The organism is Janthinobacterium sp. 1_2014MBL_MicDiv (genome assembly GCF_001865675.1).
Taxonomy (GTDB): domain Bacteria; phylum Pseudomonadota; class Gammaproteobacteria; order Burkholderiales; family Burkholderiaceae_D; genus Janthinobacterium.
The window spans coordinates 3,012,163-3,035,778 of sequence record NZ_CP011319.1 but is presented as its reverse complement, the minus strand read 5'-3'; the positions used below and the strand labels follow the sequence as shown (position 1 = coordinate 3,035,778).

Annotated in this window: 21 protein-coding genes and 1 tRNA gene; 10 read left to right on the top strand and 12 right to left on the bottom strand. The window is 64.2% G+C overall.

All coding sequences use genetic code 11. The features are described from left to right. Nucleotides 1-28 precede the first annotated feature (28 nt). From YQ44_RS13255 to YQ44_RS13240, 4 genes are all read right to left on the bottom strand, one after another. Nucleotides 29-850, bottom strand: a complete 822-nt coding sequence (locus YQ44_RS13255; protein ID WP_071323778.1) for an STM4013/SEN3800 family hydrolase — start codon at nucleotides 848-850, stop codon at nucleotides 29-31. Next, nucleotides 843-1,931 carry an STM4014 family protein gene (locus YQ44_RS13250; RefSeq protein ID WP_083411826.1) on the bottom strand — a complete coding sequence of 363 codons (1,089 nt, stop codon included), beginning with the start codon at nucleotides 1,929-1,931 and terminating at the stop codon, nucleotides 843-845. The genes YQ44_RS13255 and YQ44_RS13250 overlap by 8 nt, the downstream gene beginning before the upstream one ends. A 29-nt stretch (nucleotides 1,932-1,960) precedes the next feature. Further along, nucleotides 1,961-2,887: an STM4015 family protein gene (locus tag YQ44_RS13245; protein ID WP_071323777.1), complete on the bottom strand. Its 927-nt coding sequence runs from the start codon at nucleotides 2,885-2,887 to the stop codon at nucleotides 1,961-1,963. 343 nt (nucleotides 2,888-3,230) lie between these two features. After that, nucleotides 3,231-3,806 (bottom strand): helix-turn-helix domain-containing protein, encoded by a 576-nt coding sequence (locus YQ44_RS13240; protein ID WP_071323776.1) that lies wholly within the window; start codon nucleotides 3,804-3,806, stop codon nucleotides 3,231-3,233. 227 nt (nucleotides 3,807-4,033) lie between these two features. Between YQ44_RS13240 and kbl the strand changes: the two genes are divergently transcribed. From kbl to YQ44_RS13225, 3 genes are read left to right on the top strand one after another with little or no spacing between them, the layout of a single operon-like run. Continuing rightward, nucleotides 4,034-5,254 (top strand): glycine C-acetyltransferase, encoded by a 1,221-nt coding sequence (kbl, locus tag YQ44_RS13235; RefSeq protein WP_071323775.1) that lies wholly within the window; start codon nucleotides 4,034-4,036, stop codon nucleotides 5,252-5,254. A 20-nt stretch (nucleotides 5,255-5,274) separates the two neighbouring features. Beyond that, nucleotides 5,275-6,240, top strand: coding sequence for an NAD-dependent epimerase/dehydratase family protein (locus tag YQ44_RS13230; protein WP_071323774.1), 966 nt, complete (start codon nucleotides 5,275-5,277; stop codon nucleotides 6,238-6,240). 50 nt (nucleotides 6,241-6,290) lie between these two features. Next, nucleotides 6,291-7,691: an L-serine ammonia-lyase gene (locus YQ44_RS13225; RefSeq protein ID WP_071323773.1), complete on the top strand. Its 1,401-nt coding sequence runs from the start codon at nucleotides 6,291-6,293 to the stop codon at nucleotides 7,689-7,691. A 208-nt stretch (nucleotides 7,692-7,899) separates the two neighbouring features. Here the strand turns inward: YQ44_RS13225 and YQ44_RS13220 are convergent, their stop codons facing one another. After that, on the bottom strand, nucleotides 7,900-8,640 hold the full coding sequence (locus tag YQ44_RS13220; protein ID WP_071323772.1) for an AAA family ATPase: 741 nt from the start codon (nucleotides 8,638-8,640) through the stop codon (nucleotides 7,900-7,902). Between the two features lie 284 nt (nucleotides 8,641-8,924). On the opposite strand from YQ44_RS13220, the gene thrC reads away from it, so the two are divergent. The 3 genes from thrC to moaD are packed head-to-tail and all read left to right on the top strand — an operon-like array spanning nucleotide 8,925 to nucleotide 11,924. After that, nucleotides 8,925-10,421 carry a threonine synthase gene (gene thrC / locus YQ44_RS13215; RefSeq protein ID WP_071323771.1) on the top strand — a complete coding sequence of 499 codons (1,497 nt, stop codon included), beginning with the start codon at nucleotides 8,925-8,927 and terminating at the stop codon, nucleotides 10,419-10,421. Continuing rightward, entirely contained in the window at nucleotides 10,421-11,647 is a 1,227-nt protein-coding gene (locus YQ44_RS13210; protein ID WP_071323770.1) for a molybdopterin molybdotransferase MoeA, read from the top strand. The genes thrC and YQ44_RS13210 overlap by 1 nt, the downstream gene beginning before the upstream one ends. 10 nt (nucleotides 11,648-11,657) lie before the next feature. After that, entirely contained in the window at nucleotides 11,658-11,924 is a 267-nt protein-coding gene (gene moaD, locus YQ44_RS13205) for a molybdopterin converting factor subunit 1 (protein WP_071323769.1), read from the top strand. A 44-nt stretch (nucleotides 11,925-11,968) separates the two neighbouring features. Here the strand turns inward: moaD and YQ44_RS13200 are convergent, their stop codons facing one another. Continuing rightward, nucleotides 11,969-12,211, bottom strand: coding sequence for a hypothetical protein (locus YQ44_RS13200; RefSeq protein ID WP_071323768.1), 243 nt, complete (start codon nucleotides 12,209-12,211; stop codon nucleotides 11,969-11,971). Between the two features lie 163 nt (nucleotides 12,212-12,374). Between YQ44_RS13200 and YQ44_RS13195 the strand changes: the two genes are divergently transcribed. Further along, nucleotides 12,375-13,619, top strand: a complete 1,245-nt coding sequence (locus YQ44_RS13195; RefSeq protein ID WP_071323767.1) for a TIGR03862 family flavoprotein — start codon at nucleotides 12,375-12,377, stop codon at nucleotides 13,617-13,619. A 16-nt stretch (nucleotides 13,620-13,635) separates the two neighbouring features. Here YQ44_RS13195 and YQ44_RS13190 read toward each other — a convergent pair whose 3' ends face one another. The 6 genes from YQ44_RS13190 to hpnC form a co-directional block, all read right to left on the bottom strand. After that, on the bottom strand, nucleotides 13,636-14,442 hold the full coding sequence (locus YQ44_RS13190; protein WP_071323766.1) for a head GIN domain-containing protein: 807 nt from the start codon (nucleotides 14,440-14,442) through the stop codon (nucleotides 13,636-13,638). Nucleotides 14,443-14,453: 11 nt separating this feature from the next. Next, the gene (locus YQ44_RS13185) at nucleotides 14,454-15,242 is read right to left on the bottom strand and encodes a DUF1700 domain-containing protein (RefSeq protein ID WP_071323765.1); all 789 of its coding nucleotides are present in this window, start codon (nucleotides 15,240-15,242) and stop codon (nucleotides 14,454-14,456) included. A 28-nt stretch (nucleotides 15,243-15,270) separates the two neighbouring features. Next, the gene (locus YQ44_RS28895) at nucleotides 15,271-15,435 is read right to left on the bottom strand and encodes a hypothetical protein (protein ID WP_156894820.1); all 165 of its coding nucleotides are present in this window, start codon (nucleotides 15,433-15,435) and stop codon (nucleotides 15,271-15,273) included. A gap of 130 nt (nucleotides 15,436-15,565) precedes the next feature. Beyond that, nucleotides 15,566-16,930: a hydroxysqualene dehydroxylase HpnE gene (gene hpnE, locus YQ44_RS13180; RefSeq protein ID WP_232251278.1), complete on the bottom strand. Its 1,365-nt coding sequence runs from the start codon at nucleotides 16,928-16,930 to the stop codon at nucleotides 15,566-15,568. Between the two features lie 7 nt (nucleotides 16,931-16,937). Then, on the bottom strand, nucleotides 16,938-17,771 hold the full coding sequence (gene hpnD, locus YQ44_RS13175) for a presqualene diphosphate synthase HpnD (RefSeq protein WP_071323763.1): 834 nt from the start codon (nucleotides 17,769-17,771) through the stop codon (nucleotides 16,938-16,940). Between the two features lie 46 nt (nucleotides 17,772-17,817). Further along, nucleotides 17,818-18,699 carry a squalene synthase HpnC gene (hpnC, locus tag YQ44_RS13170; RefSeq protein ID WP_071323762.1) on the bottom strand — a complete coding sequence of 294 codons (882 nt, stop codon included), beginning with the start codon at nucleotides 18,697-18,699 and terminating at the stop codon, nucleotides 17,818-17,820. A 291-nt stretch (nucleotides 18,700-18,990) separates the two neighbouring features. Here hpnC and YQ44_RS13165 point away from each other — a divergent pair, with 291 nt between their 5' ends. The 3 genes from YQ44_RS13165 to YQ44_RS13155 all read left to right on the top strand — a co-directional run bounded on the left by YQ44_RS13165 (nucleotide 18,991) and on the right by YQ44_RS13155 (nucleotide 23,507). After that, complete coding sequence (locus tag YQ44_RS13165; protein ID WP_083411825.1) at nucleotides 18,991-20,154, top strand: efflux RND transporter periplasmic adaptor subunit; 1,164 nt, start codon at nucleotides 18,991-18,993, stop codon at nucleotides 20,152-20,154. After that, entirely contained in the window at nucleotides 20,151-23,249 is a 3,099-nt protein-coding gene (locus YQ44_RS13160; protein WP_071323761.1) for an efflux RND transporter permease subunit, read from the top strand. Before YQ44_RS13165 ends, YQ44_RS13160 begins: the two co-directional genes overlap by 4 nt. Nucleotides 23,250-23,424: 175 nt before the next feature. Beyond that, a tRNA-Leu gene (locus YQ44_RS13155) sits at nucleotides 23,425-23,507 on the top strand. Nucleotides 23,508-23,616: the final 109 nt, after the last annotated feature.

Below are 23,616 nucleotides of genomic sequence, written 5' to 3'. Positions count from 1 at the left end.
GGGTTTCCTGGGAATGCGGGTGTAAGGTCTATGGGGCTGGCGCGATGAAAAAGTGCGCATACGGCACGTTCCATACGCTGTCGTGCGCCACTCTGTGGCCACGGTAGCCGTCTTCGCCGTAGGCGCTGCCGTGGTCCGAGCAGATGATGGCGAACGTGGGCGCGCGCGCGGCGCAGGCGGCAAACAGCGGCGCCAGCGCGCCATCCACATAGCGCAGGGCCGCCGCGTGGCTGTCCAGACTGTCGGCGCGGCAGCCGGGCAGGTAGGCGCGGTTCGGCGTGTGCAGGGCGGCCACGTTGATGAACAAAAAGGTGCGCTGTTCGCCGTCGGCCAGGCGTTCGATGGCCAGCGCCACCTGCTTTTGCGTCGAATGGCGGCTGGCCACGCCCATGCCGGCGCTCCAGTGGCTTTCCTGGAACAGCGACGGCAGCACCGTGCCCAGCGCCGTCTGCTTGTTGAAGAAACCGACGCCGCCGATGCAGATGGTGCGGTAGCCGCGCGCGGCCAGCGCGGCGGGAATGTCCGCCTCCGCGAAGGCGTAGGTGTGCTTCGAGGTCGTCTCGCTGCCGGCAAAGGCGGAGGCGAACAGGCGCGGATGGCGGCCGGGCGCGGCCGGCGTGGGCAAAAATCCCGCGAAGAAGGCCTGATGCGCCGCATACGTAAAGGTGGCGGGCGAGTGGCGCCGTTCCCAGCCGCCCTGAGGCAGGAAGCGCGCCAGCACGGGCAATTCGCCCGCCTCATACAGCGCTTGCGCCACATCGTAGCGCAAGGTGTCGAGCGTGATGAAGACGATGTCGTGGCTGCCCACGACCGCCTGCATGTCGGGGATGATTGCTGTGTCGTTAAGCATGTGTCAGTTGCGCCGCGTAAGTGTCCGCGCCTTGCCAGAGCAGGCCGGGCAGCAGGTCGCCGAAGGCGTTCGCCTCGAGCGCGTGGGCCTGGCCGTGGCGCACCACGAGGTCGTAGCCCGTGACGTGGCTGGCGGGGAAGGCGCGCGCGGCCAGGGCCGCGGTTTCCTCCAGCGCCGCCAGGTCGGCCGCGTCCAACAGGCCGGCGGCGTCGCCGCGCCGGTTGTCCAGGTGCAGATTGGTCATCATCCGGTCGCCGATGCGCGCCACGCGGTGCGCGGGCCGGCCGGCCACGGTGACGACGCGCAGGTCGTAGTGGCTGTCGCCGCAGCGCGGCTTGTTCAGCCACGCTTCCGCGTACAGTTCTTGCTCGGCCAGCGCGTCGACGAGGGCCGCGATGTCGCGCTCCGTCTCGTAGCGCGCCATGCGCTTGACGTTGAACAAGCGGGTCCGGCCTTCCGCCCGCGACAATGCCGCCGAGGTGGTGGCTTGCTGCCTGCCCGCGCGGTTCCGGCGATAGGCGACGACGCCCGACGCGGACGAGCCGTAGCGCGGTTTTAAATACACGCGGTCAAGGTCGTGTTCATGCAGCAGCGATTGCAAATGCGCGTAGCCTGCCACGGGGCCCAGCAAAGTCGGAATGGGCACGCCGTGCGCCGCCAGGTGGCGCTGGCAAGCCAGTTTGTCCGTCATGAGAATGATCTCAGCTGGCGCATTGTAGGCCTGCACGTGCGGCAGGGCGGCCAGCTGCGCGGCCAGTGCCTGCATGGCGGCCGCGAAGCCGGCAAACCAGGCATCCATGGCCAGCAGCTCGCCATGGTCGGGCGCAGGCACGGGAGGGCGGCCCTGCAGCCGGCAGCCCGCATGCAGCAACAGCAGATGGGCGGCGGCATCGTCGCCGGGCGGTTCGATCTTCAAGCGACCGGGCTGGCGCAAGGACTCTTCCAGCAGCGCCGGTTGCGCCAGCCAGTCGCGCCATTCCAGCACCCGTGCCGGCGGCAGGCGCAGTTGCGCGCGCGCCGCCTGCATCAGGCGCACGCGCTTGCTGCCGGCCGTGGCCAGCAGGGTGAGTTGCGTATGCAAGGGATGAAACTCCGCTTATTGGCCCACGATTACTCGCCGACGGCCACGTAGCGGTAGGTTTCGCCGTCGTCTTCGTCCTCTTCCTGCGGGTCGTCCAGCACCACGTCGAATGGCAGCGCTTTCAGCTTGGCCTGGTTTTCCTCGGAAATGTAATGGTGCGACAGGTCCAGGCGCTTCAGCTTGCCCAGCTGCGTGTGATTGAGCACGGCCACGGCGCCCAGGTCGCCGATGGTGCCCAGCGACAGGTCCAGGGTGTCGAGCTGCGCCACCAGCGCTTCTTCCGCCAGCCAGACGGCCAGGTCGTCGGCGATTTCCGCGTCGCGCAGGCCCAGGTAGCGCAGGGTCGGCACGGTCAGCTGCGCCAGCACCTTGCGGTACAGGTCGACGTCGCCCGAGAAGCCGTATTCTTCCGTGCCCAGCCACAGTTCCAGGTGCGCGAGCTGCGGCATGCTCGATTGCGCCAGCGCCTCGGCGATCTTTTGATCGAGGCCGCCCGATTCGATGGTCAGCTTGCGCAGGTGCTGGTGCGCGAACGGTTCGATGACCAGTTCATTGCCGCCGCGAATGCGCAATTCCTCCAGTTGCGGGAAGGCGTCCAGCAGGGGCTTGTAGCTGCCCTGGACGATCCACGAGATTTCGCATTCCTCGTACGTCATGTCGCCGATGAAAATGGCGCGCAACCTGGGCAGTTCGGCGGCGTGCGCGATCAGCGTGGCCATCACCTCGTCGGCGCCCGCTTCGTACGGGTCGCCCCACATGCCGATGATCAGCGCCTCGAGCGCGCCCTTGTCGGCCTTGTCGAGAAAGCCGGCGATCAGTTCCGCCATCTTGCGCTTGTCGTCGTATTCGAGCGACAGGCGGTAGACGATGCCTGGCGACGCGTCAAACGCCAGGTCCGGATCGTACTGAACGACTTTTTTGTTGTGGAAGGTGGTGGTGCTGTCGGAAATGGTCATCGCGCTGGGCTCCGTGTAAGCGGTGGATGCCTGGATGCCACGCGAGCGTGGGACGAGCCGGGATGTGCTGCGGCGCTCTGCTAAGACATCCAGGCCTGGAAATCTTGTTTATTCTAAAATCTTAGCATAGGCATCTATGCATATTGCGCACCGCAGGAGTGTGAACGTTGCCGTAGGGTATCGCGGCTTTTCCGTGTGCAGTCGAAGCCGGATGAAAAACGGTCAGGGCAAGGCGCGTGCCCGAAGACAGTACAGACAGTACGAAGAGTACACATAGTACGGCACGGCGAGGGCGTGCGGCGCAGCCATGGGCGCGCTTTCGCCTGCCTGTCCCATTCGCTTTCTAGCGGTGTATGACCACCAGTAAAGCCTTGCCCTCGGTCTTGCCCAGATTGCGGATAATATGCGGCTGGTCGGCCGGATAGCGCGCCGTGCCGCCGTTCTTGACCTTTTTCTTCGCCGCGCCCACTTCCAGCTCCAGGTTGCCATGGATCACCGTCAAATGCTCGGTGGTGCCCGGGTCGTGCGGCTGCGACGCCAGTTCGCCGCCTGGCGCCAGGGTCACTTCATACCATTCGTATTTGCCGGCCAGTTCCATCGGCCCCAGGATGCGCAGCACGTAGCCGGCATGGTCGCCGGGCAGGGTGGGGGTTTCGTGGGCGTCCGTGATGCGGATGGTTTCCACGGCTTTTTCCGCGCTCGACAGCAATTCGCCGATCTGCACGCCCAGCGCGTTGGCCAGGCGCCACGTGATGGCGATGGTGGGATTGGCCTTTTCGCGCTCGATTTGCGACAGCATGGACTTCGAGACACCGGCAATGCGCGACAAATCCTCGAGTGTCAGGCCGCGCGCCAGGCGCAGGCGTTGCAGGGTGGCACCTACTTCAGGGGGAGAATTGGTCGAAACGCTGGTTTTCATCGGCAGGTGGCTTGCAAAGTTCAAAAGGCTTGGGTAATATCCACTATATTGAATTTCAGTTCGAAATAGTGGATTTTGAAGGAAATCACGGAAACGTGTAGACTTCAAACAGCGCTTCACGGTACAGCATACTGCGCGCACCGGTCAAGCGACGGCTTTTCCCTATGGCGGCAGAGGTCACACGGATACAACAAACACGCATACAACAGGGACACACAAGGATCATCATGAGCGAGCAAGCGAAGAACACCTTTTTCAGCGGTCTGCAACAGAACCTCGATCAACTGCGCCAGCAAGGCTTGTACAAGCCCGAGCGCGTGATCGCCTCGCGCCAGGGCGCCGAAGTGGTGTGCGACGATGGCCGTACCCTGATCAATATGTGTGCGAACAACTACCTGGGCCTGTCCGGCGACCTGCAGACGCAAGAGGCGTCCATCGCCGCCACGCAAAAATACGGCTACGGCCTGTCGTCCGTGCGCTTCATCTGCGGCACGCAAACCGTGCACAAGGAACTGGAACAGGCGATTTCCGCCTTTCTCGGCACCGAAGACACGATTTTGTACGCGGCGGCATTCGACGCCAACGGCGGCGTGTTCGAACCGCTGTTCGATGAAAACGACGCCATCATCTCGGACGCGCTGAACCACGCTTCCATCATCGACGGCATCCGCCTGTGCAAGGCTGGCCGCTACCGCTACGCCCACAACGACATGGCCGACCTGGAAGTGCAGCTGCAGGCGGCCATTGCCGCCGGCAAGCGCCACAAGGTCATCGTCACGGACGGCGTGTTCTCGATGGATGGCACGATCGCGCAACTGGACAAGATCTGCGACCTGGCCGACAAGTACGGCGCGCTGGTGATGATCGACGAATGCCACGCTTCCGGCTTCATGGGCGCGACGGGCCGCGGCACGCACGAACACCACAATGTGATGGGCCGCATCGACATCATCACGGGCACCCTGGGCAAGGCCCTGGGCGGCGCCATGGGCGGTTTTACGTCGGCGCGCAAGGAAGTCATCGACACCTTGCGCCAGAAATCGCGTCCCTACCTGTTCTCGAACACCCTGGCGCCATCGATCGCCGGCGCCTCGCTGTCGGTGCTCGAGCGCCTGGCCAAGTCGACGGAACTGCGCGACCGCCTGCATGAGAACACGGCGTTCTTCCGCAGCGAGATCGAGCGCATCGGCTTTACCATCAAGCCGGGCACGCATCCGGTGGTGCCGGTGATGCTGTTCGACGCTCCCGTGGCGCAGAAATTCGCCGCCCGCCTGTATGAACTGGGCGTGCTGGTGACGGGTTTCTTCTATCCGGTCGTGCCGATGGGCCAGGCCCGCGTGCGCGTGCAGCTGTCGGCCGCCCACACCCGCGAACAGCTGGTGAAAGTGCTGGCCGCCTTCGAGCAGGCCGGCAAGGAACTCGGTCTGCTGACCACCACTACTAATTAACAAGAACTCAGGACAAGAAGATGGAACGCATTTTAGTCATAGGCGCAAACGGCCAAATCGGTAGTGAACTGGTGGGCGCACTGGCGCTGCAGCACGGCGCGGACAACGTCATCGCCAGCGACATCGGCACCAACAATCTGTACCAGGCCAAGCGCTATGCGCAGTTGAATGTGCTGGACAAGGACGGCCTGGCGCAGATCATCGCCGACGAAAACATCACCCAGGTGTACCAGCTGGCGGCCATGCTGTCGGCCACGGGCGAGGCGGCGCCATTGAAGGCGTGGAGCTTGAACATGGATGGCTTGCTCAACATCCTGGAGCTGGCGCGCGAACGGGGCGAGGCGGGCAAACCCCTGCGCATCTTCTGGCCATCGTCGATCGCCGCCTTCGGCCCGAACACGCCGCAGGTCAACACGCCGCAAATGACGGTGATGGACCCGACGTCGATGTACGGCATCAGCAAGCTGGCCGGCGAGCGCCTGTGCGAGTATTACTTCAACAAGTATGGCGTGGACGTGCGCAGCATCCGCTACCCGGGCATCATCAGCTACAAGTCGCCTCCGGGCGGCGGCACCACCGATTACGCCATCGCCATCTTCCATGCGGCCTTGCGCGGCGAGCGCTATGACTGCTTCCTGGACGCGAACACCACCTTGCCGATGATTTACATGCCAGACGCCATCCGCGCCACCATCGAGCTGATGGACGCGCCGGCGGCGCGCATCAAGATCCGTTCGTCCTACAATGTGGCCGGCGTGTCGTTCAACCCCGAGCAGCTGGCCAAGGCCATCGTGCACATGGTCCCGGACTTCAAGATCAGCTACAAGCCGGACAGCCGCCAGGCCATCGCCGACAGCTGGCCGCAAAGCCTGGACGACAGCACGGCCGGCGCGGACTGGGGCTGGAAAGCGCAAATCGGCGTCGAGCAGATGGTCACCGACATGCTGGCCAATGTCGACGCCGGGCAGGCGGCCAAGGCAGCTTGAAGTCGTAGAACACAATATAAATAACTAAAACACAAGCAAAGAGACACTATATGGACATGAGCGTATTTGACCTGTTTAAGATCGGCATCGGGCCGTCGAGTTCCCATACGGTGGGGCCGATGGTGGCGGCGCGGCGTTTTCTGGTCGAATACGGTCCGCTGGACCAGGTAGTGGGCGTCGAGGCGGCCCTGTATGGCTCGCTGGCGCTGACGGGCGTGGGCCATGCCACGGACAAGGCCGTCATTCTCGGCCTGATGGGGGAAACGCCGCAGCACGTGGCGCCCGATGCCGTCGACAGCAAGCTGGCCGCCATCGAGGCGGCCGGTGAAATCGCGCTGCTGGGCACGCACGTGGTGCCGTTTACGGCGGCCACGGGCTTGATCTGGCACAAGAGCGAGTCGCTGCCCGAGCATCCGAACGGCATGTTGTTTACCCTGAAACTGGCGGACGGCAGCCGCGTCGACAAGGTGTATTACTCGATCGGCGGCGGTTTTATCCGCGAGGCCGGCGAAGCGCAGGCCGAAGCGGCAGTGGAGTCGGCCGCTTCCGCGCGCGTCGTCTTCCCCTTCGACACCATGGAGCAGCTGCTGGCGCATGGCGTGGAAAGCGGCCTGTCGATCCCCGAAATGCTGCGCGCGAACGAATGCGTCAAGCGCAGCGACGCGGAGCTCAATGAAGGCCTGGACCGCATCTGGCACGTCATGCGCGACTGCATCGCGCACGGCCTGGAAACGACGGGCAACCTGCCGGGCGGCTTGAACGTGAAGCGCCGCGCCGCCAAATTATGGCGGCTGGCGCAGGACGCCAAGGCGTCGGACAACCGCGCCAACGACTTGCCGCACGACGCCGTGCACCTGGTCAGCCTGTACGCGATGGCCGTCAACGAGGAAAACGCGGCCGGCGGGCGTGTCGTCACGGCGCCGACCAACGGCGCCGCCGGCATCATCCCGGCCGTGCTGCGCTATTACGCGCAGGACTGCCGCCCCAGCGATCCGGTGGGCGGCGTGCGCCGCTTCATGCTGACGGCGGCCGCCATCGGCATGCTGTGCAAGCGCAATGCCTCGATTTCGGGCGCCGAAGTGGGCTGCCAGGGCGAAGTGGGCGTGGCGTGCGCCATGGCGGCGGCCGGCCTGGTGGCGGCATTGGGCGGGACGAATGAACAAATCGAGAACGCGGCCGAAATCGGCATCGAACACCACCTGGGCATGACGTGCGACCCGATCGGCGGCCTGGTGCAGATCCCGTGCATCGAGCGCAACGGCATGGGCGCCGTGAAAGCCATCACGGCCGCCTCGCTGGCGCTGAAGGGCGACGGCACGCATTTCGTCAGCCTCGACGAAGTCATCGAAACCATGCGCCAGACGGGCGCGGACATGCAGGACAAGTACAAGGAAACGTCGCTGGGCGGCCTGGCGGTCCACGTGATCACGGTGAACCACGCGGCTTGCTGATGTGTTGCTGGTAGTGTCGGCTTACGCGCGGAGCGCTAATCCGACCTACGATACGCCACGGTGTACGTAGGTCGGCTTAGCCCGCAGGGCGTAAGCCGACATTGTCCATCGCGCCGCCGCGACGTCCCATGCGACTCTTTAACATCGCGTAGGTCGGCTTAGCGCAAAGCGCGTAAGCCGACATCACCACGGCAGCAAGCCATCACCCTCACTCTTCCTCGAACAGCTGCTCCAGCCTTCTTGGATAATTATTCAGGAAATCGCGCGTCACGGCGAAGTGCTCGGTGTCTTCGTATGCCACTTCGTGGATGCCGCCACCCGTAAACATCAGGATCTTCGCGTGCGGGTAGGCCAGCAGGATGGGCGAGTGGGTGGCGATGATCAGCTGCGAATCGTCCTGCACCAGCTGGTGGATCACCGATAAAGCCGCCAGCTGGCGGCTCGGCGACAGGGCCGCCTCCGGTTCGTCCAGCAGATACAGTCCCTTGCCCCGCAACTTGTTGATCAGGGTGGCCATGAAGGCTTCGCCGTGCGACTGCGCGTGCAGCGACTTGCCGCCGTAGCTGCCCAGGTATTCGGGCATGTCGTCCATATAGGTGGCGACATTGAAAAAGCTCTCGGCGCGCAGAAAATAGCTGTCGTCCGGTTTCTTGTAGCTCTTGCTCAGGCGCAGATGCGCGTGCAGGCCCGATTCCTGGTCCGATTCCTGCGCAATGCGCACGCTGCGCGTGCCGCCATCCTTGCCGAAGCCCAGCGCCACGGCCAGCGCTTCGAGCATGGTCGACTTGCCGCTGCCATTCTCGCCGACGAAAAATGTCACGTCGCGGTGGAAATCGATGTGCACGAAATCGCGGATGGCGGGGATGGTGAACGGATAGTGGTCCAGGTCGACGACGGCGTCAGGGCGCAGCGCGGCGCTTTGCAGGTACGGTTTTTTACTGATCGGCATGGCCGGTTTTCGATTCCATGGTTCTCGATTCCATCATTGGCACGGTACAGGGCAGAAAGCACAGTGTGGCGCAAATCGGCGGCGCGCGCCAGTGCGTGCGCCGGCCATGTTCGCCTGGCTTGATCTCATGCCATTATGGCCTGTTTGATAATAGTCAGGCTCTCCAATTGTCACATCCTGCCCTGGCCCGCGCCACGCGATTCGCCTTGGACGGCGGCTGGCACTATAATATCCGCTGCCATTCATGATCAACCGCTCTCAGCTCAACTGGACTCTTCAAATCTATGCATTACGTGTCTACCCGCGCTGATACAGCGCCATTGCAGTCGCAACAATCATCTTTGCAGCAATTCTCCGACATCCTCCTGGGCGGCCTGGCCCCCGATGGCGGACTGTATCTCCCTGAACACTACCCGCAAGTCACTGGTGCCGAGCTCAACGCCTGGCGCACATTGTCGTATGCCGACCTGGCCTACGAAATCCTGAAGAAGTTCGCCACCGATATCCCGGCCGCGGACCTGAAGGCACTGACGGCGAAAACCTATACCAAGGCAGTCTACAAGAACGCCCGCGCCGGCGAAAACGCGGCCGACATCACGCCGCTGCGCGTGCTCGAAGAAAACGTCGTCAAGGGCGGCCAGACCACCCTGATCCTGCAGGCGCTGTCGAACGGCCCGACCCTGGCCTTCAAGGACATGGCCATGCAGCTGCTGGGCAACCTGTTCGAATACACGCTGGCCAAGCACGACGCCGAACTCAATATCTTCGGCGCCACCTCGGGCGACACGGGCAGCGCGGCCGAATACGCGATGCGCGGCAAGAAGGGCATCCGCGTCTTCATGCTGTCGCCGCACAAGAAAATGAGCGCCTTCCAGACGGCGCAGATGTTCAGCCTGCAAGACCCGAACATCTACAACATCGCCGTCGAAGGCGTGTTCGACGACTGCCAGGACATGGTGAAGGCCGTGTCGAACGACCTGCCGTTCAAGGCGAAGCAGAAGATCGGCACCGTCAACTCCATCAACTGGGCGCGCGTCGTGGCGCAGGTCGTGTACTACTTCCGCGGCTACCTGGCGGCCACCACCAGCAACGAACAGAAAGTGTCGTTTACGGTGCCATCGGGCAACTTCGGCAATATCTGCGCCGGCCATATCGCCCGCATGATGGGCTTGCCCATCTCGAAACTGGTGGCCGCCACCAATGAAAACGACGTGCTCGACGAATTCTTCCGCACGGGCGTGTACCGCGTGCGCAAGTCCGCCGAGACCTACCATACCAGCAGCCCGTCGATGGATATCTCGAAAGCGTCCAACTTCGAGCGTTTCGTCTACGACCTCGTGGGCCGCGACAGCGACCGCGTGCGCGCCCTGTTCACGAAAGTGGAAACGCATGGCGGCTTCGACTTGTCCGGCAAGCCTGGCAGCGACGGCGACGAATTCCAGCTGGTGGCCAACTACGGCTTCAAGTCGGGCAAGTCCACGCACCAGGACCGTCTCGACACCATCCGCGACGTCGCCGACGACTATGGCATCACCATCGACACGCACACGGCCGACGGCATCAAGGTGGCGCGCGAGCACCTGGAGCCCAACGTGCCGATGATCGTGCTGGAAACGGCGCTGGCGGCCAAGTTCAACGAAACCATCCTCGAAGCGCTGGGCGTGGATGCGGAGCGCCCGGCCGGCTTCGAGAACATCGAGGACTTGCCGCAAAAGTTCGTCGTGATGGGTGCCGACGTGGAAAAAATGAAGGCGTATATCGCCGCCAACACGGGCTTGTGATGAGTGCTCCTACTGCAGAACGCAAGCCCATGCTGTCGGTGGCCGAGGCGCAAGCCTTCATGCTGGGCGCGGCGCGCCCCGTGACGCAGGTGGAGCAGGTCGACACCATGCGCGCCAACGGCCGCGTGCTGGCGGCGCAGCAGACCTCGACCCTGAACGTGCCCGATCGCGACAACACGCAGATGGATGGCTATGCCGTGCGCGCGCAGGACTGCGCCAGCGGCGCGGCCAGCCTGCCCGTGTCGCAGCGCATCGCGGCCGGCCACGTGGGCCAGCCCCTGCAGCCGGGGACGGCGGCGCGCATCTTCACGGGCGCCCTGATCCCGGACGGCGCCGACTGCGTCGTGATGCAGGAACAGTGTACGGTGGCGGACGGCGTGGTGACGGTGAACCACGTGCCGCAGGCGGGCGAATGGGTGCGCCGCCAGGGCGAGGATATCCGCGCCGGCGGCGTGATCCTCGGCGCCGGCCGGCGCTTGCGCAGCCAGGAAATGGGCCTGGCCGCCTCGGTGGGCCTGGCGCAGCTGCCCGTGCTGCGCAAGCTGCGCGTGGCCGTGTTTTTCACCGGCGACGAACTGGCCATGCCCGGCGAGCCGCTGGCGCCGGGCGCCGTCTACAACTCGAACCGGTTTACCTTGCGCGGCCTGCTGGAAAACCTCGGCTGCGAGATCACGGACCTGGGCATCGTGCCCGACAGCCTGGAAGCGACGCGCGCCGTGCTGCGCCAGGCGGCCGAGGGCAATGATCTGATCATCACCTCGGGCGGCGTATCCGTGGGCGAGGAAGACCATATCAAGCCGGCCGTGGAAGCGGAAGGGCGGCTGAACATGTGGCAGATCGCCGTCAAGCCGGGCAAGCCGCTGGCCTTCGGCGAAGTGAAGGACGCGTTCTTTGTCGGCTTGCCCGGCAATCCCGTTTCCAGCTTCGTCACCTTCCTGCTGTTCGTGCGCCCCTTCATCCTGCGCCTGCAGGGGGTGGAAGGGAGCGTGGCGCCGCGCAGCTACCGCCTGCCGGCCAATTTCGAGCGCCTGAAGGCGGACAGGCGCAATGAATTCCTGCGCGCCAAAGTGACGGACGACGGCGCGCTGGAACTGTTCGCCAACCAGAGTTCGGGCGTGCTGACCTCCACCGTGTGGGGCGACGGCTTGATCGACTGCCCGCCGGGACTGTCGATCGCGCGCGGCGACATGCTGCGCTTTATCCCGTTTAACGAATTGCTGTACTAAGGAAGTCTTGATGAAGATCAATCTGCGATTTTTCGCCAGCGTGCGCGAGCTGGTGGGCACGGCCCAGGAAGTGCTGGTGGTGGAAGAGGGCGCCGCGCCGCTGCGTACCGTGGGCGACGTGCGCGCCCAGCTGATCGGCCGTGGCGGCAACTGGGAATATGCGCTGGCGCAGGCGCGTTCGCTGCGCATGGCGCACAACCAGGTGATGTGCGATGCCGATACGCCCGTATCGGATGGCGACGAGGTGGCGTTCTTCCCGCCCGTGACGGGCGGCTGATGCCGGCGCCTTGAAAGTGGCCGCTCCCTGGAGCGGCCATGGTCTTATGAGGCCTTGTTTTTCGGCTTGCCGCCCGTGGCGTCGCTGCACGTCGCACATGCGACGGCTTTCTTGTAGCGCCAGTACTTCGAACCGATGAAGATGGCCGACGCCACCAGCGACCAGGCCAGCGCGCTCAGGATATCGGCCTGGCTGGTTGTGCCCTTGCTGTACTCGACCACCATCAGGATGATGAATAAAATCGAGCTGGCCAGCAAATAGCGGGAAATCCAGAATCCTGCTCCCATGTGTTTCTCCTCTCGTGTCTCGTCGTCTGGTGATATGAAACTGCTGATCGTTGCAGCATGCGCTAGCAGTATGCCTCATTTTTGGGCGCCATCGTCATCGGGCAGCCTGAACACCGCCAATCTCGACTAAAATGCCGGGGTTTTCACCGTTTCCCAGCCTGCCATGTCCAACTCCAGCCTTCCTCCCTTCCACATCGCCATCATCGGCGGCGGTCCCGCCGGCCTGATGGCCGCCCAGGCGGCGTCCGAGCAGGGGGCCAGGGTGGAGCTGTTCGACGCCATGCCGTCCGTCGGCCGCAAATTCCTGCTGGCAGGGCGCGGCGGCATGAACATCACGCATGCGGAAGGCTACCAGCCCTTCGTCTCGCGCTACGGCAAACAGGCGCAGCGCGTGAAACCGGCACTGGACCAGTTCGGCCCGCAAAAAGTGCGCGACTGGGTGCACGGCCTGGGCGTGGAGACCTTTGTCGGCTCGTCGAACCGCGTCTTCCCCACCGATATGAAGGCCGCGCCCCTGCTGCGCGCCTGGCTGCACCGCCTGCGCGAAGCGGGCGTGCAATTTCACATGCGCCACCGCTGGACGGGCTGGCAGGACGGCCAGCTGGCGTTTGCCACGCCGGACGGCGAGCGCCGCTTCGCCTTTGACGCCGTGATCCTGGCGCTCGGCGGCGGCAGCTGGGCGCGCCTGGGTTCGGACGGCGCCTGGGTGCCGCTGCTGCAAGGACAGGGCGTGGCCGTGGCGCCTCTGGCGCCGGCCAATTGCGGCTTCGACGTGGACTGGAGCGGGCATTTCAGCAGCCGTCATGCGGGCGAACACCTGGCCACCGTGGCCGTCACGGCGCGCGACATCGATGGCTTGACGATCAAGCGCCAGGGGCAGTTCGTCATCACGGCGGGCGGCGTCGAGGGCAGCCTGATCTACGCGCTGTCGGCCGCCCTGCGCGAGCAGATCGCGGCCGAGGGCAGCACCACCATCTGGCTCGACCTGGTGCCCGACCACAGCCATGAGCGCGTGTTCGAGGAAGTGACGCGCCCGCGCGGCGCCCGTTCGATGTCCAGCCACCTGCAAAGCCGGCTGGGAATAAAGGGCGTGAAATCGGGCTTGCTGCGCGAATGCCTGAGCGCGGCCGACTTTGCCGACGAAGCCAGGCTGGCGGCCGCCATCAAACTGCTGCCCGTCACCTTGCGGCGCCCGCGCCCCATCGATGAAGCCATCAGCAGCGCCGGCGGTGTGGCATTCGACGGCGTGGACGGCAGCATGCTGCGCGCCATGCCGGGCGTGTTCGTGGCGGGGGAAATGCTGGACTGGGAAGCGCCGACGGGCGGCTACCTGCTGACGGCATGCCTGGCGCAAGGCAAGGCGGCCGGCGAGCAGGCGGTGACGTGGCTGGAAGAGCGCCGCGCCTGAGGCGCGGCTGTCATCATCAATGCCAGATGATGTCGCCTGAGCCGCTCTTTTGCGCATCGCGCTGGCGCGGGTTGCCGTAGACGTGGATGTCGCCGCTGCCGCGCAGGCTCAGGTTGGCGGCGTCGCGCACGAAGATCGTGCTCTGGCCCGAGCCTTGCAGGCTGACGCTGGCCTTGTCGGCGGCCAGGTGCTCGGCGTCGATATCGCCCGAGCCGCTCAGGTCGGCGCGCAGGAACTTGGTATTGCCGCTGGCGGCGATGCGCCCCGAACCCACCATTTCCAGCACCACGCTGTCGCTGTTGCCGCCATTGATGTCGAGGTCGCCGCTGCCGTTGACGGTCGCTTGCACCTGCTTGTAGCGGCCCGTGAAGCTGACGTCGCCCGAACCCGTTAATTCCAGGATGAAACTGTCGCCGGAAAATCCCGTGATCCGGCTGTCGCCGTTGCCGTGCACTTCCACGCGGACGAGGGCCGGCAGCACCAGTTCCACCTGCAGCGGCTGGCGATGGTGGAACAGCATGCCTTTCGGGCCGATATGCAGGGTCGTGCCGTCGGCCGTCGTGTCGACATTCGACAGCAGGCGCTGCTCGCCGCTCACCTTCAGCGATGGCGTGGCGCCGCGGCGCAGCACGAGGTCGATGGGACCCGCCAGGTCGATGCTGGTGATATCGGCGGGGATGGGGCGCGTTTCGCTGCGCACGGCGCGGCCGGCGGCGCTGCTGGGGCTGCTGATGCCCTTGGCGCGCAGCGCCGCATACGACATGGCGATCAGGACCAGGGCCAGCAGGAACATGCTCAGACCGACTTTGAGTAAGCGTTTCATGACAGCCTTTCTTAGTGACCTTTGAGCAGGGAAATATTCATGGCGATATAGCGTTTGAGGCCGATCAAGGTATAGCGCGTTACTACCAGACTGAGCAGGAAGATGACTATGCCGCCGAGCAACATGCCAACGCCGAACACGGTTTGCGTGGTGCGCGCATCGCGGTCCATGTCGGTCGAGATGCGGATGCCGCTGCCGGCCAGCGCTTCGGCCCGCTCCATCATGCGCGACGAGGTATTTTGCGCCTCGGTCTCGCCCGGCTCGCGCTGCACGGGACCGGGCACGTGGTCCACCTCGATGCCCGTGTCGCCGATGATGATGCGCGTCTCGCGCCTGTCGTCGCCGTCGCCGCCATCGTCGTCGTGGATGAAGATGTGGCGCAGCGGGCCGTCGAGCACCAGTTCGTTGGCGCCCGACAAGCCGCTGGCCGTGATGGCGATGCCGGCCAGGTAAAAGCTCAGGCCGACGGCATACAGGGTGGCCAGTAGGGCTGCGTAGACGGCGGCGGGCACCACCATGAACAGGTTGAAGATGGCCAGGCCGATCAGCGAGATGAGCAGCCGCAGCAGGTTGACGGGCGTCTTCTTCTGTTCGAAGGCCTGGCGGTGGGTGCTGGTGCGCAAGGTCAGGGCGATCTTCTTCGGATCGCCGAGGTCGTCGGCGATTTCCTGCTCGCTGCGGCCGGCCGCCGCGCCTTCGATGAAGGTCTGTTCGTAATAGTCGAGCGTCTTGGCCACCAGGTCCGGTGGCAAGCCTGCCAGTGCGCGCCGCAGCGCCTCGAGATAATCTTGTTTATTCATGGTTGTCATGTCCGTTGCGTGGCGCGTATCAGCCGAGTGCCGGCAGCAGCATGCTTGCCTGGCTCAGCGGCAGCGGTGCTGCTTGCGCCTGTTGTACTTGCTGTCCGTCCATGACGAGCAGCATGGCCAGCACCACGCCCGCCAGCAGCGCCACGGCTTTCAAGCTGGTTTTCAAGTGCAGGGTGGTGTGCATGGTCTTCCTCGTGGCATGGTGGTTGGCTATGGTCGGACTGTACCCAAGCGCACGCGGGTGCACCAGCGCGGTGCGACAGAATGCAATTTCACGGGGTCCAGCGACACCAGGGAGGGATGCACCGTCAAGTCTACTTTGGCGTCCGCTCCGTCTGGCTGCCGGCGCGGACGGCCAGCGCCGCCGCCACGCCGCTGCGCACGGCCGCTTCGATGGTGGCCGGATAGTCCTGCGTCCGGTCGTCATTGGCCGTGTAATCGCCGGCCAGCACCAGGCCCGGCAGGCCGCTGGCGTTGCCGGGACGCGCCAGGTCCGGCGTGCAGGCAAAGGTGGCGCGCTTTTCCGTGATCAGCTGGCTCCACAGCGGCTGCGCCAGCGCCGGACGCTGCAGCACCTGCGCCAGCTGGGCGGCGACGGCTTGCGCCAACGGCGCATGGCCTTGCTCTGCGGCATCGCCTGAAGCGCTGATGACGACGGCCAGCATGCCCGCCTGGCTGGCGTCGAACTGGCCCCGGTCGAAGACGAACTGGCCCCAGTGCTGGCTGTCCGGCGCATCGACGAGCGCGTAAAACGGCAAGCCCAGGCGCACGCCGGCGTCGTACTGCAGGTAGCAGGTGCTGATGGCTTCCGGCGTGAAGGCTTGCATCTGGCTAATTACGGTGTCCAGGCGCGCATCGTGCACGCCTTGCAGCAGGGCGGCCGCCTGTACCGACGAGGTGGCGACGATGACGCCGTCGAAGCTGGCCGCCTCGTCGAGTTGCCAGCGGCCGTCGGGCAGCGCTTGTATGGCGTCCACCTTGGCGCCCAGCTTGACGGTGCCGCCATGCCCTTCCACGTAGCGGGCGGCCGCGTCGGGCAGCACGGCGCTCAGGTCCGCCTTCGGGATCAGCATGTCGGAGGCGCTGCGGCGGCGCGCGCCCAGGCTGTCGCGCAGCACGTTGATGAAGACGCGGGCCGAGGCCCGCCCGGGCGGGGTATTCAGCGCGGCCAGGCACAGCGGGTGCCACATCAGCCGGCACAAGGTGTCCGTCTGGTCGAAGCGCTGCAGCAGTTCGCTGACCGTGCAATCGTTATACAGTTGCCAGCCCATCCAGCGCATGGCGGTGGAAAAGCGCATCAGCGACAGCTTGTCGGCGCGCTGCAAGCCTTTGGCGCGCAGCAAGGCCCACGCCAGGTGCAGCGGCGCGGGCAGGCGGGGCGCGATGAAATCCATGCCGCCCGCGCCGGGCGGATAGCGCATCTGCAGGGGCAGGGTGAGGATCAGTTCGCGTGGATCCTGGCCCGCCAGCTTGATCAGGCGCAAGGTTTCCGTGTAGGCACCGAGCAGGATGTGCTGGCCATTGTCGAGTACGGCATTGTCCTTCTCGACGCGGCGCGCGCGGCCGCCCAGCGTGCGGGCCGCTTCGAACACGGTGACGGCATGGCCGGCGCGCGCCAGTTCCATGGCGGCCGCACAACCAGCCCAGCCGCCGCCGATGACGGCGTAGCGTTGCTTCACGCTATGCTCAGCCACGGACCCAGGTCTTCCAGGCCAGCCACAGTTTGCGGATCGGCGTGAGCGAGATGCGCTGTTTCAACACGTGATAACCGTCGCGCTCGACTTCATTGAGCAGGGTGCGGTAGATGGCGGCCATGATCAGGCCCGGGCGCTGGGCGCGGCGGTCTTCGGCCGGCAGCAGCGCGAACGCCTCGTCATACGCTTTCTGCGCGCGTGCCACCTGGAAACGCATGAGGTTTTCAAAGTTGTCGCTGTGGCGCGCGTTCAGCAGGTCGGCCGCCGTCACGTTAAATTGCTGCAACTCGCTGATCGGCAAATAGATGCGCCCCTTGCGCGCATCTTCGCCCACGTCGCGGATGATGTTGGTCAACTGGAAGGCGTGGCCCAGTTTTTCCGCATACAGCAGGGTTTCCGGGCGGGTCGCGCCAAAGATGCTGGCCGACAAGATGCCGACCACGCTGGCCACGTGCCAGCAATAGCGGCTCATGGCCTGGTAGTCGAGGTAGCGGGTCTGGTTCAAATCCATTTCCATGCCGTCGATGATGGCCTGCAAATGCTTTTCTTCCAGCGTGTAGATGGCCAGGTGCGGCTGCAGCGCGCGCATCACGGGATGCGTCGGGTTGCCCTCGTACATGGCCTTGACTTCCTTGCGCCACCAGACCAGCTTGGTGCGTGCCACGGCTTCGTCCGTGCATTCATCGACCGTGTCGTCGACTTCGCGGCAGAAGGCGTACAGGGCCGTGATGGCCTTGCGGCGTTCGGCCGGCAGGAACAGGAAGCTGTAGTAGAAGCTGGAGCCGCTCTGGGCGGCCTTTTGTTGGCAGTATTCGTCGGGAGACATAGTCAAAAGAGCAAGGGTTGCAGATCGAAGCCGCTATTCTATCGTCTTACAGAGTGGGCGACGGGGGAAAAGCCGTTTTTACTTGCGTCTCTTGACGCAGGCTTTTGCGCGACATGCGCAAGGCGCGCCAGAAGATGATCAGCCAGTCGCGCTTCTCCAGCTTCGGCCGGCGCCGGAAGACGTCGTAATTGACGGCCTCGATGCACTCGAGGATGCGCAAGCCGCCTTGCACCACGAGGCGCAATTCCCAGCCGATGCGCCCGCGCAGGCGCAGGGCCAGCGGCGCGCCGGACAGCATCAGCGCCCGCGTGCGCGCCACTTCAAAGCGCATCAGGGCGCTCCACTTGCCGTGCGCCTCGGGGCGCTCGAAGGCGGCCGGCGAGACGGCGAAGCGGGTCAGATCTTCCATCGGCAGGTAGATGCGCTCCTTTTGCTGGTCGATGGCAACGTCTTGCAAGAAATTAATTAGTTGCAAAGCTGAACATATCGCGTCGGAATCGCGTACATTCTCTTCATCGGCCGCCCCATAAAGGTGCAACATCAACAGGCCGACGGGATTGGCGGAGCGGGCGCAATAGTCGAGGACATCCTCGTAGCTGGCGTAGCGCGTCGTTTCCACATCCTGTTTGAAGGCCGACAATAAATCGTAAAACGGTTTCATTGGCAGCTGGAATTTGGCGATGATGGTGGCCAGGCGCTCGAAGATGGCCGCGCTCTCGCCCGTGTGGCTTTCCTGGCGCTCGATCCGGGCCAGCGCCGCTACATAGGCGTGCAGGGAGGCCAGGCGCTCGGCCGGCGTGGCGTCGCCCTCATCGGCCAGGTCGTCGGCGCTGCGGGCGAAGGCATAGATGGCTTCGACGGCGGGCACCAGGCGGCGCGGCAGTAAAAATGATGCTACAGGAAAATTTTCGTAATGATCTACAGGCATGAACACACTTCTCTAGTCTTGCAGTGATGTCGAACGCCGTCCAAACCCGCGGTTTTGCCGGACGTTGTACATCTCAAGATTAATGACGCAAAAGTCACTAAAAACTTTTGGCCGCGATTATAATTACTAACCAGAAAGTCATTAACGGTGCGTAAGCCTCCGCCATGACCAAGCTGATATTGTCACAAATTTAAGGATATCGCGTGCGAAAAAATTTCGTTCGAGCCAGCCGCCAAGCGAAAAGTTTCCTCACGTAAAAATCTAACAGCCCGCATAGTAAAGGAAAATACCTTGTTTGCCCTGAAAACCCTGCGCCGCGAGACCGGCGCGCCAGCTCTTCCCGCCCTGCGCCTGATCGCCGCCGCGGCCCTTGCCATGACCATGGCGGCCTGTTCCAAGCCTGCGGCCAAGGTGGAAGACGTGCGCCCCGTGCGCGCGATTGTGTTGTCTAGTACCAATATCGATGTGAATGCGGAGCTGGCGGGCGAGGTCGTGCCCCGCGTGGCGTCGCAGCTGGGTTTCCGCGTGGGCGGCAAGATCGTCGCGCGCAAGGTCGACGTGGGCGCCGTGGTGAAAAAGGGGCAGCTGCTGATGCAGCTCGACCCCGTCGACCTGCAATTGTCGCAGGCGCAGGCGAAGGCGGCGCTGGTCAGCGCGGAAACGAACCGCGACCTGGCACGCGCCGAGCTGAAGCGCTACAAGGACTTGCGCGAGAAAAACTTCGTCAGCCAGGCCGTGCTCGATAGCAAGGATGCCAGCTACAAGGCGGCGCAATCGAATGTGGAAGCGGCCCAGGCCGCCTACCGTGGCCAGGCCAACCAGTCCGGCTATGCCAGCCTGGTCGCCGATGTCGATGGCGTCGTCACGCGCATCGAGGCGGAAGTGGGGCAGGTGGTGGCGCCCGGCACGCCCGTGGTGGTGGTGGCGAAGTCCGGCGAGAAGGAAGTCGTGATCGGCATTCCGGAAGATAAGGTCGATACCTTGCGCCAGGTCAAGGATGTCGTCGTGCGGCTGTGGGCCGACCCGAAGCAGGCGCTGCCAGGCAAGATCCGCGAAGTGTCGCCCGTGGCCGATCCCGCCACGCGCACTTACGTGGCCAAGGTCAGCATCCCCGACGCGCCGCAAGCGCGGCTGGGCATGACGGCCGCGGTGCAGTTCGCCTCGCAGACGGCCACGCCGCAGATCAAGGTGCCGCTGACGGCCCTGTTCAATGAGAAATCGCAAAGCTCCGTGTGGGTGGTGGAGAACGGCGCCGTGAAACTGGTGCCCGTGACGGTCGGAGGCGTGGCCGGCAATGAATTGGTGCTCAGCTCGGGCGTGAAAGCGGGGCAGACGGTGGTCACGGCCGGCGTCAACCTGCTGAAACCAGGCCAGAAAGTCACGATCCTGGGCGCGGAAACGGCCGCGCCGGCAGCCGCGTCCGCCAGCGCCATTACAGTCGGGGCCGCCAAATGAAGGGCGGCTTCAATCTGTCGCGCTGGGCGCTCGAACACATTCCGCTGACGCGCTACCTGATGGCCGTGCTGCTGATCGGCGGCATGCTCAGCTACGCCAGCCTGGGCCAGGACGAGGACCCGCCATTCACCTTCCGCGCCATGGTGCTGCAAGCGTACTGGCCGGGCGCGACGGCCCTGCAGATGGCCGAGCAAGTCACGGACAAGCTGGAAAAGAAGCTGCAGGAAACGCCGTATATCGACGAAATCACTAGCTATTCCAAGCCTGGCGAGACCTTGATCCTGCTGGAACTGCGCGAATCGGCGCCGCCCAAGGAAACGGCGGCCGCCTGGTACCAGGTGCGCAAGAAGATCGGCGACATCCAGGGCACCTTGCCGGCCGGCGTCGTGGGACCGTTCTTCAATGACGAGTTCGGCGACACCTACGGCTCCATCTTCGCCCTGTCCGGCGACGGTTTCACCTATGCGGAAATGAAGGATTACGCGGACAAGGTGCGCCAGGAACTGCTGGCCGTGGGGCAGGTGTCGAAGGTGGAACTATTCGGCGTGCAAGATGAAAAGATCAATATTATCTTTTCCCACAAGAAATTTGCCCAGCTGGGCATTCCTTTCTCGGCCATCGTGCAGCAACTGTCCGAGCAAAACTCGATCAACGCCACCGGCGTGCTGGTGACGCCGACGGACAACCTGCAAGTGCGCGTGACGGGCGCCATGGTGACCGTCAAGGACCTGGAAAACCTCGAACTGCGCGCCAACGGCACCACCTTCCGCCTCGGTGATTTCGCCACGGTCAAGCGCGAATTCGTCGATCCGCCGAAGGACAAGATGCGCTTCAACGGCAAGGAAGTGATCGGCCTGGGCGTGTCGATGGAAAAGGGCGGCAACATCATCGACATGGGCAAGGCCCTGCAAAAGACGGTGGCGCGCATGAAGAGCGAGTTGCCGGTCGGCATAGAGCTGCAGCGCGTGTCGAACCAGCCGGAAGCCGTGTCGGCCTCCGTGGGCGAGTTCGTGCATACCCTGATCGAAGCCATCCTGATCGTGCTGGCCGTCAGCTTCGTCGCGCTGGGCTTGCACACGAAGCCGCTGCGCATCGACGTGCGGCCGGGCCTGGTGGTGGCGCTGACCATCCCGCTGGTGCTGGCCGTCACCTTCCTGTGCATGCGCATGCTCGACATCGACTTGCACAAGATTTCACTGGGCGCCCTGATCATCGCGCTGGGCTTGCTGGTCGATGACGCCATCATCGCCGTCGAGATGATGGTGCGCAAGATGGAAGAGGGCTTTTCCCGCTTCGACGCGGCCACGTTCGCCTACACGTCGACGGCCATGCCCATGTTGACGGGCACCCTGATCACGGTGGCGGGTTTCCTGCCCATCGGCCTGGCCAAGTCGGCCGCGGGCGAATACACGTTTTCCTTGTTCTCCGTCAATGCGCTGGCCCTGATCATTTCCTGGGTGGTGGCCGTCGTCTTCACGCCATACATCGGCTACATCTTGCTCAAGGTCAAGCCGCACGCGCATGACGACCATGAATTGTTCGATACGCCGAATTTCCGCCGCTTCCGCCGCGCCGTCACCTGGTGCGTGGAATGGCGCAAGACGACGATCGCCGCCACCCTGGCCATCTTCGCGCTGGGCATCTATGGCTTCAATTTCATCGAGAAGCAATTCTTCCCCGATTCCAGCCGGCCGGAACTGATGGTGGAGCTGTGGTCGCCCGAAGGCACGACGTTTGCCGCGAATGAAAAGCAGGTCAAGAAATTCGAAGCCTTCGTTGGCAAGCTCGACGGCGTGGAAAGCGTGACCAGCTACGTGGGTACCGGCAGTCCCCGTTTCTATCTGCCGCTCGACCAGATCTTCCCGCAGACCAACGTCTCGCAAGTGGTGGTCTTGCCGAAGAGCCTGGCTGACCGCGAACGCTTGCGCCAGCAAATCGTCGATGTCTTCAAGAAAGACTTCCCGGAAGTGCGGGGCCGCGTGAAACTCTTGCCGAACGGACCGCCGGTGCCGTATCCCGTGCAATTCCGCGTCACGGGGCCGGAAGTGGAGGGCGTGCGCGCCATCGCCGACCAGGTCAAGGACATCCTGCGCGCCAACCCGAACACGCTGGGCGTGAACGACAACTGGAATGAATCGGTGAAGGTGCTGCGCCTGGACCTGGACCAGGACAAGATGCGTGCGCTGGGCGTCACCTCGAAAACGGTGATGCAGGCGGCCAATACCATCCTGTCGGGCACGGTCATCGGCCAGTTCCGCGAAGACAACAAGCTGATCGACATCCAGGTGCGCCAGCCGCTGGAAGAGCGGGCGACGATTTCCGTGTTGAATGACACGAATATCCCGACGGCAACGGGCAAGTCCGTGCCGATTTCGCAGCTGGCCCGCGCGCACTTCGTGTGGGAGCCGGGCGTCGTCTGGCGCGACAAGCGCGAATGGGCCATTACCGTGCAGTCGGACGTGGTCGACGGCATCCAGGGCGCCACCGTGTCGACGCAACTGGCGCCGCAGCTGGACGCCTTGCGCGCCAAGTTGCCGGCCGGCTACCGCATCACCGTGAAGGGCGTGGCGGCCGACAGCGGCGAAGCGGAAGCGTCGATCGCGGCCAACTTGCCGCTGGCCATCTTCATCATCTTCACCTTGCTGATGCTGCAGCTGCACAGCTTCTCGCGCGCCTTGCTGGTGTTCCTGACGGGGCCGCTGGGCGTGGCGGGCGCCGCATTTGCCCTGCTGGCGCTGGGCCGGCCCCTCGGTTTCGTGGCCAACCTGGGCATCATCGCGCTGTTCGGCATGATCATCCGCAACTCGGTGATCCTTGTCGACCAGATCGAGCAAGACATCAAGGATGGCTCGGCGCCGTGGGACGCCATCATCGACTCGGCCGTGCGCCGCTGCCGCCCCATCGTGCTGACGGCCGCCGCCGCCGCGCTGGCGATGATACCGCTGTCGCGCTCCGTGTTCTGGGGGCCGATGGCCGTCGCCATCATGGGCGGCCTGATCCTGGCGACGGCCTTGACCCTGCTGTTCCTGCCGGCCCTGTACGCGGCCTGGTTCCGGGTCAGGAAGCCGGAGCCGGCGAGCGCAAAAGCGGGCTAGGATACGGCAGTAAACTAGCGGCATAAAAAAGGCGGCATTCCTCTGGGAAATCCAGTAGAATGCCGCCTTTGCTTTACCGCCGGCTTGCAGTGCAAGTCCAAGGTAGCCAGAATGCTCCCGAGTTGTTAAAATCGGGGGCAGCAGTCAAGTGGTATGTACAAGCTGCGTACAAATTGCGGATGTGGTGGAATTGGTAGACACGCTGGTCTTAGAAGCCAGTGCTTCGGCTTGGGAGTTCGAGTCTCCCCATCCGCACCAGCCCGGGCTGCTCCAGCCCGCGGGTGCAGCACCATCGAGTTGTTCTCATGTTTCTTCATGCGCCATATGCGCCGCCGCGCCGCCGGCAGCGCCGGCCCGGTCCTTCATT